The sequence below is a fragment of the Cryptosporangium aurantiacum genome (assembly GCF_900143005.1).
Lineage (GTDB): Bacteria > Actinomycetota > Actinomycetes > Mycobacteriales > Cryptosporangiaceae > Cryptosporangium > Cryptosporangium aurantiacum.
This window is the reverse complement of sequence record NZ_FRCS01000006.1, coordinates 122,370-142,070: the sequence shown is the minus strand read 5'-3', so window position 1 is coordinate 142,070 and position 19,701 is coordinate 122,370. Positions and strand designations below refer to the sequence as shown.

The window sequence follows — 19,701 nt, the reverse complement described above, 5'->3', positions numbered from 1 at the left end:
GAATCAAGTCCACGGTGGATCAGGGACAACTGGGACGATCGCATGCAGACGGGACGCCAAGTTGTGTCAACTTCTGTCAAGCCCCAGGTGGCATGCTGCCTCAGAGGGCGACCTTCTGTAAACCTCTGGCAACCCCCGGCAGAAGATGGTTTGGGTCTTCTGCGTGGCCGGACGATTAAAGAAACGTCATCGGCCTGCAGGAGAAGATGGTGAAGAAATCCCTCAAGACCTTCCTGATCAAGCACATGTCCCTGGTCGGCAGCTTCGCCGTCCTGGCGCTGACCGTCGTCATAATCTCCACAGCCGAGAGCGACGCGTCGCTATTCAACTCACTCGTCAATCTCGTAGCTGCCTATCTCGCGGGTCGCGGCTCGCGGCAGACCGAGCACCCGCGAGGAGGCGACCATCACGACGGGGGTTGAGGAGCGCCCCGGTCAGGTCCGGGGCGGGGTGCCCAGGGCGAAGCCGCCGTCGAGTCCGGCCGCCCGCGAGAATCATCGGGTCTCACCCCGGACCCGAACGGCCGAGTGAACCGGGCGGCGCGGAGCCGCCACCGTCTGCCGGTGTGACGTCCGCGGCCCCGGCCATCGCCACGCGCCCGCCAATGAGCCCAGTGCTCCCGTGTCACTGCACCCGTTAGCAAAGGGGTATGGGAAGCTGTTCCAGTCCTACTGAGGCGTCCGCCGTGATTGTCATGGGCAAGACCGGCAGCAACGCCTTCCACCCTTCTTCGCCGCTGACGCGGAAGGCCGGTGAATGAACGAGACAGGCGACGAGGCGGAGGATGCTCGGGCGTCGAGCAGCGTCATTTTGGACGTCACGCAGCTCCCCCTGCTCGGCCTGGTCGGCAGCGGCGACTCGGTCCTCGGTGCATCCATCCGCAGTGTGGTTGATGACGTGGTCAACCAACGCGAACTCACGGCAGGCTTCGGCAACATCCCATGACGGTGGCGCCGGCGTGGCCGACGAGCCCTGGTATCGATCTCGCGGCGGGGGAGAGCTTCCGGCCGCGCGCGTTCCGCGAGTTCATCCTGAAGGTGCATCAACGCTGCAACCTCGCCTGCGACTACTGCTACGTGTACACAATGGCCGACCAGAGCTGGCGACACCGACCGGCAGCGATGTCCGCGGAGGTCTGCCACAGCGCTGCCCTGCGGATCCGCGAGCACGCCCGCGCCCATCACCTGGCCGATGTCCGTGTCGTGCTCCACGGTGGTGAACCGCTACTCGCCGGCGCGGAACGGCTGAGCGCTTTTGCGACGACGTTGCGGCGTACGCTCGCCGATACCTGCGGTGTACGCCTGAGCCTGCAGACCAACGGGATCCTTCTCGATGAGGCCATGTTGGACCTTCTCACCGCGGAGTCGATCGAAGTCGGCGTGAGCCTGGACGGGATCGGCGTCGCGAACGATCGGCATCGTCGGTACGCCGACGGGCGCGGTAGCTCCCGTGCGGTCGATCGGGCGCTCAGGCTGCTCACCAGTGACCGCTACCGATCGAGCTTCGCCGGGCTGCTGTGCACGGTCGACCCCACGACCGATCCCCGCGACACGTATGAAGCGTTGCTCGAGTACGAACCGCCGGCCATCGACTTCCTTCTTCCGCACGCAAACTGGACTCGGCCTCCCCACCGGCCGGAGAACGCGGGCGACACCCCCTACGGCGACTGGCTGGTCGCGGTGTTCGACCGTTGGTACTCGGCGCCGCGTCGAGAGACGAGCGTCAAGACGCTCGACGAGATCCTCCGTCTGATCCTCGGCGGCTCGAGCAGATCCGAGCACGTCGGGTTGAGTCCGGTGACGGTGGTCGTCGTCGAATCCGACGGGGCGATCGAGCAGGTTGACTCGTTGAAATCGGCCTATGCCGGGGCATGCTCGACAGGGCTGAACATCACGACCGACTCGTTCGATCGCGCGCTACAGCATCCCGGCGTCATGGCCCGCCAGCTCGGTGCGAACGCGCTGTGCGGTGAGTGCCGCGATTGCCCGCTCCACCGGGTATGCGGCGCGGGTCACTATGCCCACAGGTACTCGTCCGACCGCGGATTTCTCAACCGAACCGTCTACTGCGCGGACCTGCAGCGGCTCATCACCCACGTGCACGAACGCGTCGTCGCGGACCTCTCCGCGATGCCGGCAATCGGGTCGATTCCCGCATGATCCAGTGCCACGAGCTCGCGCCGGAGCAACTGGTCGAGGTGTCCACTGGTTTCTGCGGTGCGTCGCTGCTGAACGAACTCCGAGCCGCTCAACTAAGCCGCCACCTCTTGTTGATCGCATACCTCGCCGACCGAGCGGGCTCCTGTGAGGAGGCACTTGCCGTCCTCGACGCGGCCCGCGCCGCCGACTTCGCAGCTGCCTCCACCGTCGTGCTCGACCCGATGGTCGGCGCCTGGCTCAACAGCACGGTGCGTCGTATCGATGGCAGCCCGGAGGCGATCGCGGACCAACTCTCGCTGTTGGCTGCGGTGGCGGGTGCCCGCTCGGGCATCGACGCGGACCTGACGATCAACCGGGCCGCACACTCCACGACGGTGCCCACGATGGGACTGCTTCGCGGTTCGGGCATCGAGGGTCCCCAGCGGTGGAGCGCGCGAGGCGGCCAACTGACGGTGAGCGGGACGAGGGTGATGAACCTGCCGCCTGAACCCGGTACGCCGATCGACGGCTGGCTGCCCCTACGACAGCTCTCCGCCGGGGCCGACGATCAAACGGCGTTGTTGACGCTGGACGATGTCAGCCCGGCGCGGAACACCTTCCATGTCGCAGCGGCCGATCGGCTCAGCGACGACGAGTTCCAGCGCTGGCGGCGACTCTGGATCGAAGCGTGGCATCTGCTCACGACGTGCGCGGACGACAAAGCCCAGGAGGTGCGCACCGGCTTGCGCACAATCGTTCCGCTTCACGACGACGGAACGGTAGTCGCGCGCAGCGCCACAGCGAGTGGCGTGTTCGGAGCGTTGGGAGCGACGCGGCCGGGCTCCGGAGCCGCGCTGGCCCTCACCGTGGTCCACGAGTTCGAGCACTCGAAGCTCAACGCAGTCATCGCCATCGAGCCGCTGTTCGCCGCCGAGGATCCGCAGCGGTACTTCGCGCCCTGGCGAGACGATCCGCGCCCGATCGGCGGCTTCTTCCACGGGGTCTTTGCATTCCTGGCGTTTGCCGAGGTTTTGGACAGGCTCCGGGTTCTGCCTTCGCACGAGGCGGCCGCAGAGAGTCAGTTCGCTCTGGTTCGTGCGCAGCTTCGCGCTGCGATCGGTGCGCTTGTCGACGCCCCGAGCCTTACACCGGCAGGTCGGACGCTCGCGATCGGCCTGGAGCAGCGGCTGGTGCGGTTGGAGAAGGCGTCTGTCTCACGGCGTGCGGCCGAGGCGGCGATGCAGGCGCTGGACGGCGCGCGGGTTTCCTGGCAGGAACGCAACGGCCGCACGGGCTGAGCCCGCGCGGCCAGGTGCGCTGACGCTTTGCCTCAGGTGGGCGGCGGCTCGATGTCGCACTCGGCGCGCTTGTAGCGGTCGGCGTCGAGCGTTTCCGGGTGGTCGGCGCCCAGCACCTGGATGAGGTCGGCCACCGCCCTCTCCAGCAGAGCGAGGCCATCCGGCTCCCTGCCGGTCGCTTGCAGGTCCAAGGCGGCATTCACCGCGCACGACAACGTGTACGGATGGAGTTCGCCCCGCACTCTGCGGGAGCGTTGCAGCGTCGCTTCGGAGAGGGCCTGAGCGTCCCTGACATCGTGGGCGAGCGAGAGGTCGCTCGCAAAGCTGGCCGCAGCGCACAGCGTGTAGCCGTGGTCCTCGCCGAGCAGTTGAGTCATGTCAGCAAGCGCGGCCTCATCAATCTGACGCGCTTCCCGTACTTCGCCGAGGGCACGGTAGGCAATGGCCGTGTTGATCCGGGCGGTGAGCGTGAGCGGGTGTCGGGGGCCGAAGGTTCGCCCGTAGCGTTCCACCGCGTCCGTGGCCAACTTTCGCGCGTCCATCGGCCGGCCGCACACCCGCAGCGCGTTGGCGTAGCTCATCTGGGCGGCGAGCGTGATCTCGTGGTTGTCACCGAGCCGTGCCTGGCACTCGTGGAGGTTCTCGCCCGACCAGGCCAGCGCGCTGCTGTAGGCACCTGTCTTGCGCAGCGCTACGCCGCGGGCGCGTGCTGCTCGCAGTACAAAGACATGACCACTGCCGAGCTGGGCCTGGTAGCGGTGAAACACTCGGTTCAGGGCGTCGAGGGCTTCCGCGTATCGGCCCTGGCCGTTCAGATCCAGCGCACTGTTGACGACACAGAACATGTAGCGGGGATCATCCTCGCCGACGGTCTTGCGCCACTCCTCGGCTAGCTCCTTGTCCACGTCCAACGCGCCGGAGAACTCCCCGAGCATGCGTTGATTCACCGCGCTGTTGCTCCGCGCGCGAAGCGTCAGGGAGTCCTCGTCCCCGAAGATCCGACGATGCTTCTCGACGTTCAGTTCGTCGATTTCTAGCGCCCCGCGGTAGTCGCCGGCGAGCCGGAGGTCAGCGGCCACGCCGGACGCGGCAGCCAGGGTGTGCTCATGATCGGGGCCGAATTCAGGGCTCTGTTCGAAGCTCGCGAAAACCTCGGCGTTCAGCGCTCGCGCGTCTTGCCGTTTCCCGAGGTCGCGCAGGGCATTGGCGAGGTGGCGTTTCGCGATCAGCGTCAACTCGCCCATTGGGCCTACTCCGTCTCCGGTAGCCCTATCCCAGTTCCCGGCAGCTTTTTCAGCGAGTGTTCGGCTGTCCTTGTAATTGCCGACGACGTAGAGGTATCGGATCTGGTCCAATACGGCGTGGCGCGCACCATGAACCTGCGAATTAATGAGTTCGGCGGTCTCGATGTGGGACCCGATCTCGTCGTAAATGTTCCCGTAACGGCCGACCGTATCCGGATCCGTCGGGTTAGCGGCCGCGAGGATGCGTTGCACATTCTCTTTGCTCCGCGCGAGCTGCGCATCGTTCAACGACTCCCGCAGCACCATCTGGGCCAGCCGGTGAACTTGGATGCGCTGAGGGGCGCCGACTTTCGCCGAGCCGAATCGACGCAGGTCGCAAATCGCACGGTTGAGACGAATGGCGTCCCGCAGCATCGGACGCAACGGCTCGGAGATCGCCGCCTCTCGCGCGCGCCGCAACATGTCGACCGATAGCGGTTCTGCGCCGAGGTGCGCAAAAAGCTCGAGCAACTGAGCGGCCCCCGGATTGGTGATGCGCAACTTCTCGAGAGCGAGGCTGACGAATGCGGCGATCGTCGTTGGATACTGCGGCGGCTTACCCTCGTCCATCAACTCACGTGTATGCGTGGTCAACAGGTCGAGATACTCGGCGACGCCCATGCCGGTCGCCGCCTGCCACGCCCGGGCCTGGTCCAGTGCGAGAGGCAGGTCGCCCAGCGTTTCCGCGAGCCTATCGGCGTCCTCCGCGGTCGTGGCATCGCGGCGCTTGCGGAGCAGCGCGAGGCTCTCGTCGCGGGAGAATACGTTGACCTCGATCGGCTCGCTCGCGCCGGCAGCCCAGTCAAAGTTGCGCGAAGTGATGATTACATGGCCGCCGGCGGACGGCACCAGCGGCAGGATCTCGCCCGGCTGATCAGCGTTGTCGAAGACCAACAGCCAGCGCCGGTCTCCCTCGCCGAGCTTCCGGAGCACCGCGTCGGCGGTCTGACGCTGATCGACGTTTTGCGGGATCCCGAGATCGCTCGAAAGATTGGTCAGCGAGGTCAGCACCAGTGAGGTCTGCTCCGCGGGGATCCACCAGATCAGGTCGTAGTCGTCGGTGAAGCGGTAGATGTACTCGAGTGCGACCTGAGATTTCCCCACGCCACCCAGGCCGTGTAGTGCGCGCGGACGGACGGCTGCTGTGCGGCTGTCGAACAGCCCCGTGCGGAGCGCCTCCAGCAAGTCTTCTCGGCCGGTAAAGTCGGGGTTACGAATCGGAATGTTTCCGCGGATCTGGCGACTGCCGTCAACGACTCGCTCCGGGTTGAGCGATACTTCGTCCTGCACTGCGTGGTTTCGCACGGGGTCTCCATCGGATTGAGACACGTTGACCGGGGGAGGTCGGTCTCGGCGGATCGGTGGGAAGAGTACCTTCTTCACCTCGCTACATTGTTCCGGGTTAGGGCTTGGCTAAACCTATCCGCTGATGAGGTGCTTTCGGTTCGAAGCAATTAGGATGCGACGTGCCGCCTTATCGCGACCAACCTGTGATTCTGCGTCAATCCCTGCTGGGGATGGAATCTCGGTTGGATCGGTGATCGTTGGGTACCGACTGCCAGTATCGGCGAAGGAGCCGACTAATGGTTCTTGACCCAGAGTGGTTCACACGAGCACGCCTTGTGGTATGCGTGTCGTACAAGGACATCCTTCAGCTGTCAAGGCCGCCGGATGTTACGTCGCGGCTCGGCGTGGCGAGAATACACAAGTGAACACCTATCACGACTTGCGATGGCTATTTCAGGTCGAATCACCGTGCGACCCGAAACACGGATCCGCCGCTTCTCGCGGACGAGCATACATCTCCGTGGGAAACGGATCCGACCACGCTGCGGTTCACTTTCCACAGTCGGTCGCGGCGGCATGGGATCCACTCGGGCCGTCTCTGCGCCACGGGGTGGATTGCCGCCGGCGTGGTCCTGACTCACTCGCCTTAGTTGAGGTGGCGGTCCGGGTTCGCGCCGCGCCACGCCCAACTGGTCCACCCGATCGTCGCGCCGAACAGCGCGACGCACAGCGTCCCCACGATGTCGAATCGTGGGAACAGCACCAAGAACGGGGCGGTCGACGCGACGGTGCCGATCAGTGTGTAGGGCCAGGACTGCAGGGGGATCCGCCGCGGCGCTCCGAACTCGGCCTGGGTGCGTGTGCGGAGACGCCACGACATCGGCTGCACCATGGTGGTCAGTGTTCCGGCGGGTAGCAGCAGGGTTCCGTCGGGAAGTTCGACCGCGGAGACGACCAGGCGGCCACGGGGATTCGGCCTCGCGCAGTGCAGTGTGGCGGGCGTGTCGCGGCGCAGCTCGTGCCAGACGGGGCGCCACATGACCCGTAGAAGGGTTCGGTCGCCCTTCTCCGGGCGGTTGCGACCATCCGGCCAGATGTCCTGCGGCGTGGGCATCGACAGCCAGGAGGACGTGCGGAGTTTGCGCTGGTCGGCGGTGTACGCCGTGACCAGGACGCTGCGCTGTTCGTCGGTGTCGCGCCGGGTGGCGCGGGCGCCGAGGGTCCACAGCCGCGCGCGGATCGTCCAGGCGATCAGCGGGGGAATTGCCGCCACGAGGATGGCGATCTTCACGACGAGGTACCAGACTTCTTCGTCGAAGGGGCTGATCGCCGGGTAGCCGTCGGCGGGAATTGTGGTGGTCCGGTCGTTGGGGTCGGCGGCGTCGTAGAGGATCCGGAACTTCTCACCTTCGGAGAGGTAGGCGTCGTCGCGGATCGCGAACCGGGTTTCGCCGAGCGTTCGGTTCAGGTCGGTCCACTCGACCGTGACCTGGTCTTCCTCGACGTAGGTGATCGTGCCGGTCGCGGAGGCGGTCAGGTGGCTGGTGAGCTCGGACAGCCGATGCTCCTGCACGGCGACCCAAGCGGCGAGAACGGCAGCGGCTGCGAGCAGCGGCCCGAGGGCCAGGGCTAGATAGCCGGCGATCAGTCGGTATGGCGGTCGGGCCAGACGCGGGACGGACTCCGCCTCGCCCGGGTCCGGATCGGCCGAATCGTCGGCGGCCGGATCCCCGGCCGTCGGATCCCCGGCGGTCGGATCCCCGGCGGTCGGATCCGTGCCGATGGGGTCCTTGTCGGTCGGATCTGCCTCGGCAGCCTCTGCGTCGTGTGGCTTCGGCTCGTCCGAGCGCGAGGCGACGGCCTGCGGACCAGCCGCCTGCGGTGCGATCGACCGAGGGGCGACCGACTGTGGCGCGACTGTCTGCGAATCAGCCGGCTCCGAGCCGGCTGACTGCGACATCGCCGGCCGCGGTGCGGCTGCCTGCGAAGTGGCCGGCTCCGAGCCGACCGCCTGCGCGGTGACGGTCGGCGGGGCGACGGGCGGCTCGGGTGGCTGGGGCTCTGGCCGTGCACCGCGTCGGACGACGAACACTGGACGGTCTTCCACCGACGCTCCCGCTCCTGCCCACCCGACACCCGCGTCCGCTGGAGCCTAGGTGCCCGCCGGACCGCGTCCGCGTCGCTGTCGGATAGGCGACGGCCCCGACTGTCCACTCCGTACACTTTGAAGGGTGCGGAGCGCCTCAATGTGACTCGCGGCGGACCTCCGAGCCGCTGGAACCGACGAGGAAGTCGAGGTCGGCGCCGGTGTCGGCCTGCAGGACATGGTCGACGTAGAGGCGTTCCCAGCCGCGTCGCGGGTCGGCGAACCCGTCGGTGTTCGGGGTTCGGGCGGCGAGTTCGTCCGGCGCGACCTCCACGTCGATGCGGCGCGCGCCGACGTCGAGCGAGATGGGGTCCCCGGTGCGCACTCGCGCGAGCGGGCCGCCTGCGGCGGCCTCGGGAGCGACATGGAGGACGACGGTGCCGTAGGCGGTTCCGCTCATCCGCCCGTCGCAGACCCGCACCATGTCCCGGACGCCTTGGGCCAGCAACTTGCGCGGCAGCGGCATGTTCGAGACCTCCGGCATGCCCGGGTACCCGCGCGGGCCGCAGCCGCGCAGCACCAGCACGGACGAAGCGTCCACGTCCAGCGTGGGGTCGTCGATGCGGGCGTGGAAGTCCTCGATCGAGTCGAAGACGACGGCCCGTCCGCGGTGCCGGAGCAACTCCGGCGTGGCGGCCGCGGGCTTGATCAGCGCTCCGGACGGTGCGAGCGACCCGCGCAGCACCGCGATGCCGCCCTCGGCGACGAGCGGCTCCGTGCGGGGCCGGATCACCTCGGCGTCCCAGATCGACGCGTCGTCCAGGTAGGAGACGAGCGGTTTCCCCGTCACGGCCAGGGCGGACGGGTCGAGCAGGTCGCGGACCTCGCGCAGCACCGCGAGCAGGCCGCCGGCGCGGTGGAAGTCGTCCATGAGGAACCGGCCGGCCGGAAGGAGATCAACGAGCACCGGGACCCGGGAGCCGATCCGGTCGAAGTCGTCGAGCGTGAGCTCGACGCCGAGGCGTCCGGCGATCGCCAGCAGGTGCACGACGGCGTTGGTCGAGCCGCCGATCGCGGCGAGCGCGACGATCGCGTTGTGGAAGGACGCTGTGTTCAGGATCGTCGACGGCCTCCGGTCGGCCGTGACGAGTTCGACGGCGAGCCGCCCGGTGCCGTGGGCGGCTTCCAGCAGGCGGCTGTCCGGGGCGGGGGTGCCCGCGATGCCGGGGACGGTGGTGCCGAGGGCCTCGGCGACCAGCGCCATCGTCGACGCGGTGCCCATCGTGTTGCAGTGACCGCGGCTGCGGATCATCGACGATTCTGAGCGGGTGAAGTCGGCCTGCGACAGCGTTCCGGCGCGGACCTCCTCGGACAGCCGCCATACGTCGGTTCCGCAGCCGAGTGGTACGCCGCGGAACGTCCCCGTGAGCATTGGACCGCCGGGAACCACGACGGCGGGTAAGTCGACCGAGGCAGCGGCCATCAGCAGTGAGGGGATCGTCTTGTCGCACCCGCCGAGCAGGACGACGCCGTCGATCGGGTTGGCCCGGAGCATCTCCTCGGTGGCCATCGCGGCCATGTTGCGCCAGAGCATCGCGGTCGGCCGGACGTTGGTCTCGCCGAGCGACACCACCGGAAGTTCCAGCGGGATGCCGCCGGCCTCGTAGATGCCGTTGGCCACCGAGCGCGCCACCTCGGTCAGGTGCGCGTTGCAGGGCGTCAGATCCGACGCGGAGTTGGCGATCGCGATCTGCGGACGGTCGAACGCGTCGCCCGGGGAGCCACGGCGCATCCAGGCTCGGTGGATGTAGGCGTTGCGGTAGTCCCCGGCATACCAGTGCGCGCTGCGGAGCGTCATCGAACCGCCGCCTTTCCACCATCGAGACGTCCACCTATCTTCCTGCCGATGGCGGTGGCGCACCACGATCGGAGGATGAGAGCGTTCGTCCTGCACGCGCCGGGAAGAGCCACCGTCGAGGAGGTACCGGCGCCGGTCGCGGTGCCGGGTGAGGTGGTGGTCGACGTCGAGCGGGTCGGCGTCTGCGGCACCGATGTCGAGTTTTTCACCGGCGAGATGGCCTACCTGCACGAAGGCCATGCTGCCTACCCGCTGCGGCTGGGTCACGAGTGGTGCGGTGTCGTGCACGCGGTCGGCGACGGGGTCGACCCGGCGTGGCTCGGCCGCCGGGTCATGGGTGACACGATGCTCGGCGACCAGACCTGCCGCCGCTGCCGCCGAGGACACCAGCACGTCTGCGAGCACCGGCAGGAGGTCGGGATCCGCGGCGGCCGGCCGGGCGCGCTGGCGGAGCAGATCGCGGTTCCCGCGTGGTCGCTGCACGCGTTGCCCGGCACGGTCGACGCTGTGCTCGGCGCGCTCGTCGAGCCCGGCGGTGGTTCGCTGCGGGCCGCGCAGGCCGCCGGGGTCGGGCCGGGCGACCGTGCCCTGGTGCTCGGCCCGGGCACGATCGGCCTGCTGACCGCGCTGTTCCTGCGTGCCGACGGCGTCGAGGTGCATCTGCTCGGGCAGACCGCGGACTCGCTCGCGTTCGCGGGGAGCCTCGGCTTCGACCACGTCTGGTCCGAGGCAACCCTTCCCGACCTGCCGTTCGACGCCGTCGTCGACGCCTCCAACGCGGCGTACCTCCCGGCGCTGGCGCTCGACCGGGTGGAGCCCGGCGGCCGAGTGGTCTATATCGGACTCGCCGGGCGACCCAGCCTGATCGACACCCGCACGGTGGCGCTCAAGGACGTCACGGCCGTCGGCATCCTCTCCGCCTCACCGGGCCTGGCCGACGCGATCGACGCCTTCGCGAGCGGTGCCGTGGACCCCCGGCCGCTCGTGGCCGCGACGGTCGGCCTGGACGACGTCGCCGCGGTGCTGGCGGGGGTGCGCCCGCCCGGAGCCGGGCCGGGACCGAAGATCCACGTCGATCCGGTCACTCCTCGAGGCGCGCCACCCGCACCCCGTACGCCGGGAGGTCACATCGCTCGGTGACGTCCTCGCCGGTCAGGACGTCGGTCAGCCGCCCCGGCGCGTCCGGGACGATCGACAGCGGCTCGGGCGCGAGCGAGATCAGCCAGACGAACCGCGTCCCGTCCTCGTGGACGAGGTAGTCCGTGGTCACCGCCGGACTGTCCACCCGAACCGCGGGGCGGACGCCGGCCTCGGCCGCCAGCGCCCGGTACAGCCGCCAGACCTCGTCGTCGGGGTGGGCGTCGGGCCGGACCGCGCCGAAGTACTCGACCGGCAGCGTCCCCAGGTAGAGCGCACCGGAGCCGATCCGGCGGCGGACCAGCACCGGCCGGCCCGCCTGGTCGGCGAGCACGACCTCGGCGTCGGTGACGTCGACCGGCAGGTAGGCCCGGGTGGCCGGGGGACCGGCGGGGCGGAGCCGCAGCGTCGCACCGGACTTGAGGTCGCCCAGGTCGGTCACTGCGGTCACCTCGACGATGTCGGTGTCGCAGAGCTCGTTCAGCCCGTAGCGCAGCCGGTGGCGGACGCCGAAGATCGGCTCGAGGTTCGGCCACCAGGCGCCGCGCTGGCCGGATCCGGCGCCCGCGAACCATCCCACGTACACGGTGGCACCGGCCTCGGCGCGGCGGACCAGCTCCGGGAACATCGGCCCGGTCAGCGCCTTGGCGGACGGAACGAGCAGCAACTCGGCCGCCTCGGCCTGCCCGGCCGCGTCGAGCCACGTGGACTCGCGGAGCAGCGCAGGCGCCAGGTCGGCCCGCTTCGCCGCCAGGTACGCGTGCAGCGTGATCTCCGGGATGATCGTCCGCTCGACGTCGTCGATCATCGGGTGGTCGGTGTCGAGGTACGACGGCACCAGGATCGCGGTGCCGGTCGTCGCCCGGCGGCAGCGGGCGACGTCGACCGCCTCGAGGACGCCGGCGAACGCGGCGAGCTCAGCCAGCGCGGGCTTGGGCGTGCCGTCCGCGGCGGTGAGACCGAAGTTCAGCTCGTACAGGTGGTGGCGGTACGGGTCGGTGTCGGCGAGGTCGAAGTCGGTGTTGTTCCAGCCGATCCATCCGGTGGCACCGGCCAGCAGGCTGTGGTGCAGCACCTGCCGGTAGTAGTCGGCCGCATTCTCGTCCGAGACGAACGCGGACGTGACGCCGAACTCCTCCAGCACGACCGGCTTGCCGACGTGGCACAGCTCGCTGACGAACGCGGCGCGCACGAACTGGCGCAGCTGATCGTCGCCCATCGGGTACGAGTGCGGCCCGACGAAGTCGACGACGTCGTGCTGGTCGGCGAGGCGGAAGCCGTTGTCGGCGCCGGTGACCTCCATCGTCCAGGCGCCGTCGCCCAGCGACACCGGCAGGTCCGAGCCGCCCGCCCGCACCGCCTGCGCGCAGATCAGCCCCCAGGCCCTGGCGTGCTCCCGGGTGGTGGGGCCGCCGTAGAGCGGCATCTCGTTGGAGATCAACCAGCCCTGCACGGCCGGGGCGCTGCCGAACCGGCGGACCATCTCGCGGATGAAGAACGCCTGCTGGCCGAGCATGAACCCGTCCGCGTAGAGGTCGCGGCCGTTCCGCCAGGCGACGTCCCAGTTCTGGCCGGACATGTGCCCGACGATGAACGTCGGGATCGTGCCGATGCCGAGGTCCTGACACGCTCGCAGGAACTGGTGGTAGCGCTCGACGTACTGTTCGTCGATCCGGTCCGGGGCCGGCTGGAAGTCCGGCCAGTACAGGAACGACCGGGTGACGGTGAGGCCGTGATCGACGAGCGTCGCGAGCTCTTCGCGCACGATCGAGTCGTCGTACTGGCGCCACATCAGCGGGCCGCCACGGCGGGACCAGTAGTTGACGCCCACCCACGGGGCCGGCAGGGGTAGCTGGGGGCTCGGACGGGAAACGCTCACGCAGGCTCCTTCGGGGTTATTTTGTCGCGCCGGCCGTGAAGCCGTTGTAGATGAACCGCTGCAGCGCGAGGAAGACGATCAGCGTGGGCACGATCACCAGCAGGACGCCGGCGGAGATCACTTCCCACTGGGCGCCGTACGGGCCCTTGAACCGGAACAGGGACGTCGAGACGACGGCGAGATCCCGGTCCGGCATGTAAAGGAACGGGATGTAGAACTCGTTGTACATCGTGATGCCCTTGACGATCACGACGGTCGCGATCGCGGGCTTGCAGAGCGGCAGAATGATCCGCCAGTAAATGGCCAGCCGGTTCGCTCCGTCGAGCTCGGCGGCTTCGTCGAGTTCGCGCGGGATGCCCTGGATGAACTGGCGGAAGATGTAGATCGAGATGATGTCGGTGCCGAGGAACAGCACGATCGCCGACCAGCGGGTGTTGAACAGCTCCAGGCTCGTGACGACCTTGAACGTCGCGACCTGGGTGGTCACGCTCGGCACGAGCGTCGCGAACAGGAACAGCCCGATGACCGTGCGCCGGAACCGGAACTCGAACCGGTCCACCGCGTAGGCAGCCATCGAGCCGATCAGGACGGTCCCGGTCAGCGCGATCACCATGATGATCGACGTGTTGAGGAACGCGCGGAGCATCCCACCGTCGGTGAACGCGGTCGCGAAGTTGCCGAGGTGGAACCAGTCGCGCGGTGGGTCGAACGGGCCGGTCGTGGCGTACTCGTCGCGCGTCTTGAACGCGGCGAGCACCAGCACGACGATCGGCAGCAGCACGACCAGGCAGGCGCCGACCAGCGACAGGTAGCGCGCGGCGGACGCCAGGCGCGCGGTCACGAGGCGCTCTCCGAAGTGAGCATCGGAGCGGAGCGGAGGAGAGTGCCGGGGTACGCGGTCATGTCAGGTCCGCCTTCTCGTCCGGGATGATCCGCCGCTGCACCCAGGTCACCAGCAGGATCAGCGCGAGCAGGACGACCGCCATCGCCGAGGCGAGCCCGTACTTGCGGAACTTGAACGCGAACTCGACGGTCTGGATCACGAACGTCGCGCTCTCGTTCGCGCCCGCCGTCATGATGTACGGGATCTCGAACACCGAGAGTGAGCCCGAGATCGCGAGGATGACCGACAGGCCGACCACCGGCCGGATGCCGGGCAGGATGAGGTGGCGGAACTGGTGCCACCGGTTCGCACCGTCCAGCTCCGCGGCCTCGTAGAGCTGGCCGGGGATCGACTGGATCGCGCCGAGGAACAGCACGAAGTTCAGCCCGAGGAAGCGCCAGACCGACGTGCCGGCGAGCGAGTAGTTCACGGTGCCGGAGTCGCCGAGCCACTGGCGGGAGAGACCCTCGAGCCCGAGCGCCTGCAGCGTCGAGTCGAGCGTCCCACCCGGCTGGAAGAAGAACAGGAAGATCATCGCGATCGCGACGCCGTTGATCAGGTAGGGGAAGAAGATGATCCCCTTGAAGACGTTGCGGAAGCGGACGTTGAAGCTCAGCACGGTGGCGAAGTAGAGCGCGAGCACGATCTGCACCGCCGACGCGCCGAGGTAGTACAGGCTGGTGCGGAAGACCACGAGCAGGTCCGGGCGGGTGGCGATCTCGACGTAGTTGTCGACGCCGACGAACGTTTTGGACGGCGCCAGACCGTCCCAGGACGTCAGGCTGTACCAGACGATGTTCACCACCGGCACGTAGGTGAACACGACCAGGAACGCGAGCGGGACCAGCAGGAACAGGTAGGGCGTCGCGATGCCGCGGCGGCGGCGCCGGGGGACCGCGGGCGGTGCCGGGGCGGCCGGGGGCGCCACCCGGTCCGCGGTACGTGGCGGGGAAACCATGGGGCTCCGTCCTCGAGGCGCGTGCGGTGCCCGGGCGCCCACCGTCGGGCGCCCGGGGCCGGGAATCACTGCGTGGTCTTGCGCGCCTTGGCCCAGCGCTCGTTGAGGTCGGCGAAGATCGCGTCCTTGCTCTCCTCGCGGGCGCCGCGGGCGGCGTCCACCAGGCGCTGCCGGTACTTCTGGTCCAGCAGCCCGATCTCGGCGGCCGCGTCGATCCGCTTGTCGAGCCCTTCCTTGCCCTCCGGCGCCGGGTTGAGCTCGAAGTACTTGACGCCCCACGTCGCGAAGTCGTCGAGGTTCTTGGGCATCGGGTCGCTGAGCCGGGGCGGGATGCCGCCCTGGTCGGCGGCGTAGCCGGATTCGTCGGCGAACCACGTCACCCAGGCCCGCGCCGCCGCCTTGTGCTTCGAGTTGATGTTGACCGCGTTCTTGTAGTCACCCGAGATGACCGAGTGGAACTTGCCGTCGACCTGGGTGGGGAACGGCAGGAAGCCGACGTCGGCGGGCTCCTTCGCGACGCCCTGCATCTGGCTGATCGCCCAGGAGCCCAGGCGCATCGTCGCGATCTTCCCGGCGGCCAGGTCGGTCTTCGACGCCTCCCAGTTCGTCGTGGTCGGATCCGCCTCGGTCAGTCGAGAGTGGACGGCGTCGTACAGGAGGGAGTCGATGATGTGGTGCTCACGGCCGGGCGCCCAGGGCGTGTCGTCCTCCACCAGCTCGTTGACCGCGTCGGGGTTCGCGCTGACCGCACCGCGGTCGGACTCCCACATGGTCAGCGGCCAGCCGTCCTTGTAGTTCGTGTACAGCGGCGTCGCCGCGGTCTTGGACTTGATCGCGCGCAGCGCCGCCAGGAACTCGGCGGGTGTCTTCGGCGGATCGGTGATGCCCGCCTCGCGCCAGATTCGCTTGTTGTAGACGAAGCCTTGGGCGTTGCCGACGATCGCGATGCCGTAGACCTGCTTCTGGTAGGTCTGCTCGGCGGCGACGAACCGGTACTTGTCCTTGAGTTCGTCCACGGAGCCGAGCGGCTCGAAGAACGAGGGCAGCTGGTCGGCGGTGACCGAGTTGGGGATCAGCAGGACGTCGCCGTAGTCCGGCGAGTTCATCCGGATCCGGACCTCGCCCTCGTAGTCGGTGATCGCCTCGAACTTCACCGTGACGTCGGGGTACTTGGCCTCGAATTTCTTCTTGTACTCCTGGAAGACCGTGTCGACGATGTCGGTGCGGTTGGTCAGGACCGTGATCTCACCCTCGGGCCGGCCACTGCCGTCGTCCTCACCGCCGCAGCCGGCCAGTGATGCCGCACTTAACACCGCCGCGACGAGCCCGGCGACGATCCGTTTGCGCATGGGGTTCCACCTTCGAAGTCAGCGTTGACCTGGGGATACGAGGTGCTCCGGCGCGGGGCGCCGAGTTGCTTAACCGGATAAGCACCAGAAGCTAGAGGTCGGGCGCAACGCTGTCAATGGGCGGACGCTCCTGGCCACGATCGCGCTGGTAGGCGCTACACTGCGAGCCGAGCTGAACGCGTCAAGAAAGTACTGAACGTTAAGGGGACCCGTGAACAAGCGGCCCACGAGCGCCGACATCGCCCGCGCAGCGGGCGTGTCCAAGGGCGCGGTGTCGTATGCGCTGAACAACCGGCCCGGCGTCTCGGAAGCCACCCGCGAGCGGATCCTCACGATCGCGGCGGAGATGGGCTTCCGGCCCAACCTCGCAGCGCGCGCGCTGAACGGCGCCAGCGCGGGCGCGGTCGGCCTGGCGCTGTGCCGTCCGGCGAAGGTCCTCGGCGTCGAGCCGTTCTTCATGGAGCTGATCAGCGGCATCGAGGCCGAGCTCTCGGCGCGCTCCTACGGTCTGACGCTCCAGGTCGTCCCCGACCACGCCGCCGAGATCGCGGTCTACCGCCGGTGGGCGGGGGAACGGCGGGTCGACGGTGTGCTGATCGTCGACCTGCACACCGACGACGACCGGCTCGACGTCGTCCGCGACCTCCAGCTCCCCGCGATCGTGATCGCCGGACCCGGCGACTTCGGCGGGCTACCCAACGTCTGGTCGGACGACGCCGCCGCGGTCGTCGAGGCCGTGGAGTACCTCTGCGCGCTCGGGCACCGCACGATCACCCGGGTCGGCGGCATGCCCGAGCTGCTGCACACCGAGATCCGCACCCGGGCGTTCGCCGCGGTCTGTGAGCGGCTCGGCGTCCAGCACGCGGTGACGGTGCCGGCCGACTACACGGCGGAGGAGGGCACCCGGGTCACCCGCCGGGTGCTCAGCGCCCCCGACCGGCCGACCGCGCTGATCTACGACAACGACCTGATGGCGGTCGCCGGCCTGGCGGTGGCGCAGGAGATGGGGATCGCGGTGCCCGGCGACCTCTCGATCGTCGCCTGGGACGATTCGATGCTTTGCCGGATCGTCCACCCGCCGCTCACCGCGCTCTCCCGCGACGTCGCCGCGTACGGCACGAACGCCGCCCGAAGCCTGCTCGAGCTGGTCACGACCGGCGCCACGACGAGCGTCCAGGCGCCCGGTGCGCATCTCGTGCCGCGCGGAAGCACCGCGACGGTCTGATTACTGCCCCGGGCCGACGGGTTTGGGGATCTTCGAGCCGTCGATGAGGCTCCCGCCCAGCGTCTGCCGGAAGTCGTCCGCGATGGCCTTGGTGCTCGCGCTGACCGCCCAGAGCGGCCCCACGACGTACCAGCCGCCCCAGCCGGCCGCGGCGTCCAGCCAGGTCAGCTTGAAGCGTTCTTGCGGAAACGTCGTCACGGTGAATTCGCCGGTCGCGGCTCGGCAGACGCCCTGCCGAAGCTCCGCGGCCTCGGTCCTGATCTGCGGTTGACATCCCAGCCGCGCGGCGAGCTGTTCGACGGTTCCGGTCGCGACCGGCGGGGGCGACGGACTGCTGGCCGCGGCGGTCGGCTCGGACGACTGAGCATCGGGGGAGCCGCAGGCGCCGAGCGCCAGGAGAACGACGAGAGCACCCAGAAACATCCGCTTCATACGTCCATTGACGATGTCCGGCGCGGCGGAGTTCACCGGGCGCTGTGTTCCCGCCGGTACAGCCGTGCTGTCGGGCCGGAAACCGATCGGCCGGCCCCGAGACGCGACGCTCGTGGATGTTGACTCGTCCATCTCCACGGGGGTCCTGCATGCATTCCGCGCCGAGCCGTCCGACGCGCCCACCGGTACCGGCGCTGATCGCCACCGTGCTGCTCGCGATCGCGCCCGTCCGCCTGGCCTACATCGCGGTCACCGAAGTTCTCGACGCCGAGCCGTGGGCAGTCGTCCCGGTGGTCTTCTGCGGCCTGTGGGCACTGCTGGTGTTCGGCCTCTGGCGCGGATGGCGCGCGGCGTACGTCGTCGCGGTCGTGATCGCGGTCCTCAACACGGTGTCCGAGCTCGCGGCCGGTGCCGCCGCCGTCTCGCCCGGGGCCGACCGCGTCGTCGACGTCACCCGGGTCGAGGACGGCGTGCTCACGGCCGCCGGGCTCGCGGCCTCCGTCCTGGTACTGCTGCTCCTCGTGTTCTCCCCGCGGAGCCGCGCCTACTACGCACGCCCGTGAGCACTCCGTTCGGACTCGTCAGGGCCGCCGGATCGGAGCCAGCCGGATCAGCTGGGTGACGTGCTGGGGGGTCAGCTCCTCGAGGCTGTGGGCGCCGAGCAGCTTCATCGTGCGGACGATCTCGGTGGTCAGGATCTGGATCGTCTTGTCCACGCCCGCGCGGCCGCCGGCCATCAGCCCGTAGAGGTAGGCGCGGCCCACCAGCGTGAACTTCGCGCCGAGCGCGATGCAGGCGACGATGTCCGCGCCGTTCATGATGCCGGTGTCGACGCTGACCTCGACGTCGTTGCCCACCTCGCGGACGACGTCCGGCAGCAGGTGGAACGGGATCGGCGCGCGGTCGAGCTGGCGGCCGCCGTGGTTGGACAGCAGAATCCCGTCGACGCCGAAGTCGACGAGCTTCTTCGCGTCCTCGACCGTCTGCACGCCCTTGACCGCGAGCTTTCCGGGCCACATCTCCCGGATGATCCGCAGGTCCTCGAAGCTGATCGTCGGGTCCATCGCGGCGTCGAGCAGCTCGCCGACCGTGCCGCCGGTGGACGACAGCGACGCGAACTCCAGCTTCGGCGTGGTGAGGAAGTCGTACCACCACCAGGGGCGGGGTACGGCGTTGGCGATCGTGCGGAGGGACAGCTGCGGCGGGATCGAGAACCCGTTGCGCTTGTCGCGCAACCGCGCGCCGGCGACCGGGGTGTCGACGGTGAAGAACAGCGTGTCGAACCCGGCCTTCGCGGCGCGCTCGACCAGCCCGTAGGAGATCTCGCGCTGACGCATCACGTAGAGCTGGAACCAGTTGCGTCCGGTCGGGTTCGCCGCCTTGACGTCCTCGATCGACGTCGTGCCGAGCGTCGACAGCGTGAACGGAATACCGGCCGCGCCGGCCGCACCCGCCCCCGCGATCTCACCCTCGGTCTGCATGAGCCGGGTGAAACCCGTGGGCGCGATGCCGAACGGTAACGCCGACGGGCCACCGAAAACCGTGGTGGACGTGTCGACGTTCGCGACGTCGGACAGGACCGACGGGTGGAACTCCACGTCGGCGAACGCCTGCCGGGCGCGGCGGAGCGAGAGCTCGGCCTCGGCGGCGCCGTCGGTGTAGTCGAAGGCCGCGCGGGGGGTGCGGCGCCGGGCGATCCGGCGGAGGTCCTCGATCGTCAACGCGGCGTCGAGCCGACGCGTGCGCCCGTTGAACTGCGGCTTCTTGAACTGCAGGAGCTCGAAGATCTCGGCGGGCTTGGGAATCTGTCGCTGGACCACCGTGTCTCCTCAGGGTGCAAGGCTCGTAACGAGCTAGGACGAGGATATTGCCGCCGGCCGTCGTCCGG

Annotated in this window: 16 protein-coding genes; 7 read left to right on the top strand and 9 right to left on the bottom strand. The window is 68.8% G+C overall.

Features of this window, described 5'->3' with window-relative positions; genetic code table 11:
* Positions 1-209: 209 nt before the first annotated feature.
* The 4 genes from BUB75_RS45365 to BUB75_RS21090 all read left to right on the top strand — a co-directional run bounded on the left by BUB75_RS45365 (position 210) and on the right by BUB75_RS21090 (position 3,436).
* Positions 210-422 (top strand): hypothetical protein, encoded by a 213-nt coding sequence (locus BUB75_RS45365; protein WP_143175334.1) that lies wholly within the window; start codon positions 210-212, stop codon positions 420-422.
* A 334-nt stretch (positions 423-756) separates the two neighbouring features.
* Positions 757-945, top strand: a complete 189-nt coding sequence (locus tag BUB75_RS21100; RefSeq protein WP_073259385.1) for a hypothetical protein — start codon at positions 757-759, stop codon at positions 943-945.
* Positions 942-2,159: an FxsB family cyclophane-forming radical SAM/SPASM peptide maturase gene (locus tag BUB75_RS21095; protein ID WP_073259383.1), complete on the top strand. Its 1,218-nt coding sequence runs from the start codon at positions 942-944 to the stop codon at positions 2,157-2,159. Before BUB75_RS21100 ends, BUB75_RS21095 begins: the two co-directional genes overlap by 4 nt.
* The gene (locus tag BUB75_RS21090) at positions 2,156-3,436 is read left to right on the top strand and encodes an aKG-HExxH-type peptide beta-hydroxylase (protein WP_073259381.1); all 1,281 of its coding nucleotides are present in this window, start codon (positions 2,156-2,158) and stop codon (positions 3,434-3,436) included. Before BUB75_RS21095 ends, BUB75_RS21090 begins: the two co-directional genes overlap by 4 nt.
* 32 nt (positions 3,437-3,468) lie before the next feature.
* Here the strand turns inward: BUB75_RS21090 and fxsT are convergent, their stop codons facing one another.
* The 3 genes from fxsT to BUB75_RS21075 form a co-directional block, all read right to left on the bottom strand.
* On the bottom strand, positions 3,469-6,024 hold the full coding sequence (gene fxsT, locus BUB75_RS21085; RefSeq protein ID WP_178379944.1) for an FxSxx-COOH system tetratricopeptide repeat protein: 2,556 nt from the start codon (positions 6,022-6,024) through the stop codon (positions 3,469-3,471).
* Positions 6,025-6,652: 628 nt separating this feature from the next.
* A complete protein-coding gene (locus tag BUB75_RS21080) occupies positions 6,653-8,113 on the bottom strand; it encodes a hypothetical protein (protein ID WP_143175332.1) in 1,461 nt (486 codons plus the stop codon).
* A 136-nt stretch (positions 8,114-8,249) separates the two neighbouring features.
* On the bottom strand, positions 8,250-9,950 hold the full coding sequence (locus BUB75_RS21075) for an IlvD/Edd family dehydratase (protein ID WP_073259376.1): 1,701 nt from the start codon (positions 9,948-9,950) through the stop codon (positions 8,250-8,252).
* A gap of 75 nt (positions 9,951-10,025) precedes the next feature.
* Here BUB75_RS21075 and BUB75_RS21070 point away from each other — a divergent pair, with 75 nt between their 5' ends.
* Positions 10,026-11,090, top strand: coding sequence for a zinc-dependent alcohol dehydrogenase (locus BUB75_RS21070; protein WP_073259374.1), 1,065 nt, complete (start codon positions 10,026-10,028; stop codon positions 11,088-11,090).
* Here BUB75_RS21070 and BUB75_RS21065 read toward each other — a convergent pair.
* The 4 genes from BUB75_RS21065 to BUB75_RS21050 form a co-directional block, all read right to left on the bottom strand.
* The gene (locus BUB75_RS21065; protein ID WP_073259373.1) at positions 11,032-12,966 is read right to left on the bottom strand and encodes a cellulase family glycosylhydrolase; all 1,935 of its coding nucleotides are present in this window, start codon (positions 12,964-12,966) and stop codon (positions 11,032-11,034) included. The two genes, BUB75_RS21070 and BUB75_RS21065, sit on opposite strands and share 59 nt — an antisense overlap.
* Positions 12,967-12,982: 16 nt before the next feature.
* Complete coding sequence (locus BUB75_RS21060) at positions 12,983-13,807, bottom strand: carbohydrate ABC transporter permease (RefSeq protein WP_073259371.1); 825 nt, start codon at positions 13,805-13,807, stop codon at positions 12,983-12,985.
* Positions 13,808-13,865: 58 nt separating this feature from the next.
* Positions 13,866-14,807, bottom strand: a complete 942-nt coding sequence (locus BUB75_RS21055) for a carbohydrate ABC transporter permease (RefSeq protein WP_073259369.1) — start codon at positions 14,805-14,807, stop codon at positions 13,866-13,868.
* Between the two features lie 65 nt (positions 14,808-14,872).
* Positions 14,873-16,156: an ABC transporter substrate-binding protein gene (locus BUB75_RS21050; protein ID WP_073259367.1), complete on the bottom strand. Its 1,284-nt coding sequence runs from the start codon at positions 16,154-16,156 to the stop codon at positions 14,873-14,875.
* Between the two features lie 211 nt (positions 16,157-16,367).
* On the opposite strand from BUB75_RS21050, the gene BUB75_RS21045 reads away from it, so the two are divergent.
* Complete coding sequence (locus BUB75_RS21045) at positions 16,368-17,381, top strand: LacI family DNA-binding transcriptional regulator (protein ID WP_073259366.1); 1,014 nt, start codon at positions 16,368-16,370, stop codon at positions 17,379-17,381.
* Here BUB75_RS21045 and BUB75_RS21040 read toward each other — a convergent pair whose 3' ends face one another.
* A complete protein-coding gene (locus tag BUB75_RS21040) occupies positions 17,382-17,813 on the bottom strand; it encodes a hypothetical protein (protein ID WP_218617678.1) in 432 nt (143 codons plus the stop codon).
* Between the two features lie 149 nt (positions 17,814-17,962).
* On the opposite strand from BUB75_RS21040, the gene BUB75_RS21035 reads away from it, so the two are divergent.
* Entirely contained in the window at positions 17,963-18,376 is a 414-nt protein-coding gene (locus BUB75_RS21035; RefSeq protein ID WP_073259364.1) for a hypothetical protein, read from the top strand.
* Positions 18,377-18,394: 18 nt separating this feature from the next.
* Here the strand turns inward: BUB75_RS21035 and BUB75_RS21030 are convergent, their stop codons facing one another.
* The gene (locus tag BUB75_RS21030) at positions 18,395-19,633 is read right to left on the bottom strand and encodes an alpha-hydroxy acid oxidase (RefSeq protein WP_073259362.1); all 1,239 of its coding nucleotides are present in this window, start codon (positions 19,631-19,633) and stop codon (positions 18,395-18,397) included.
* Positions 19,634-19,701 lie beyond the last annotated feature (68 nt).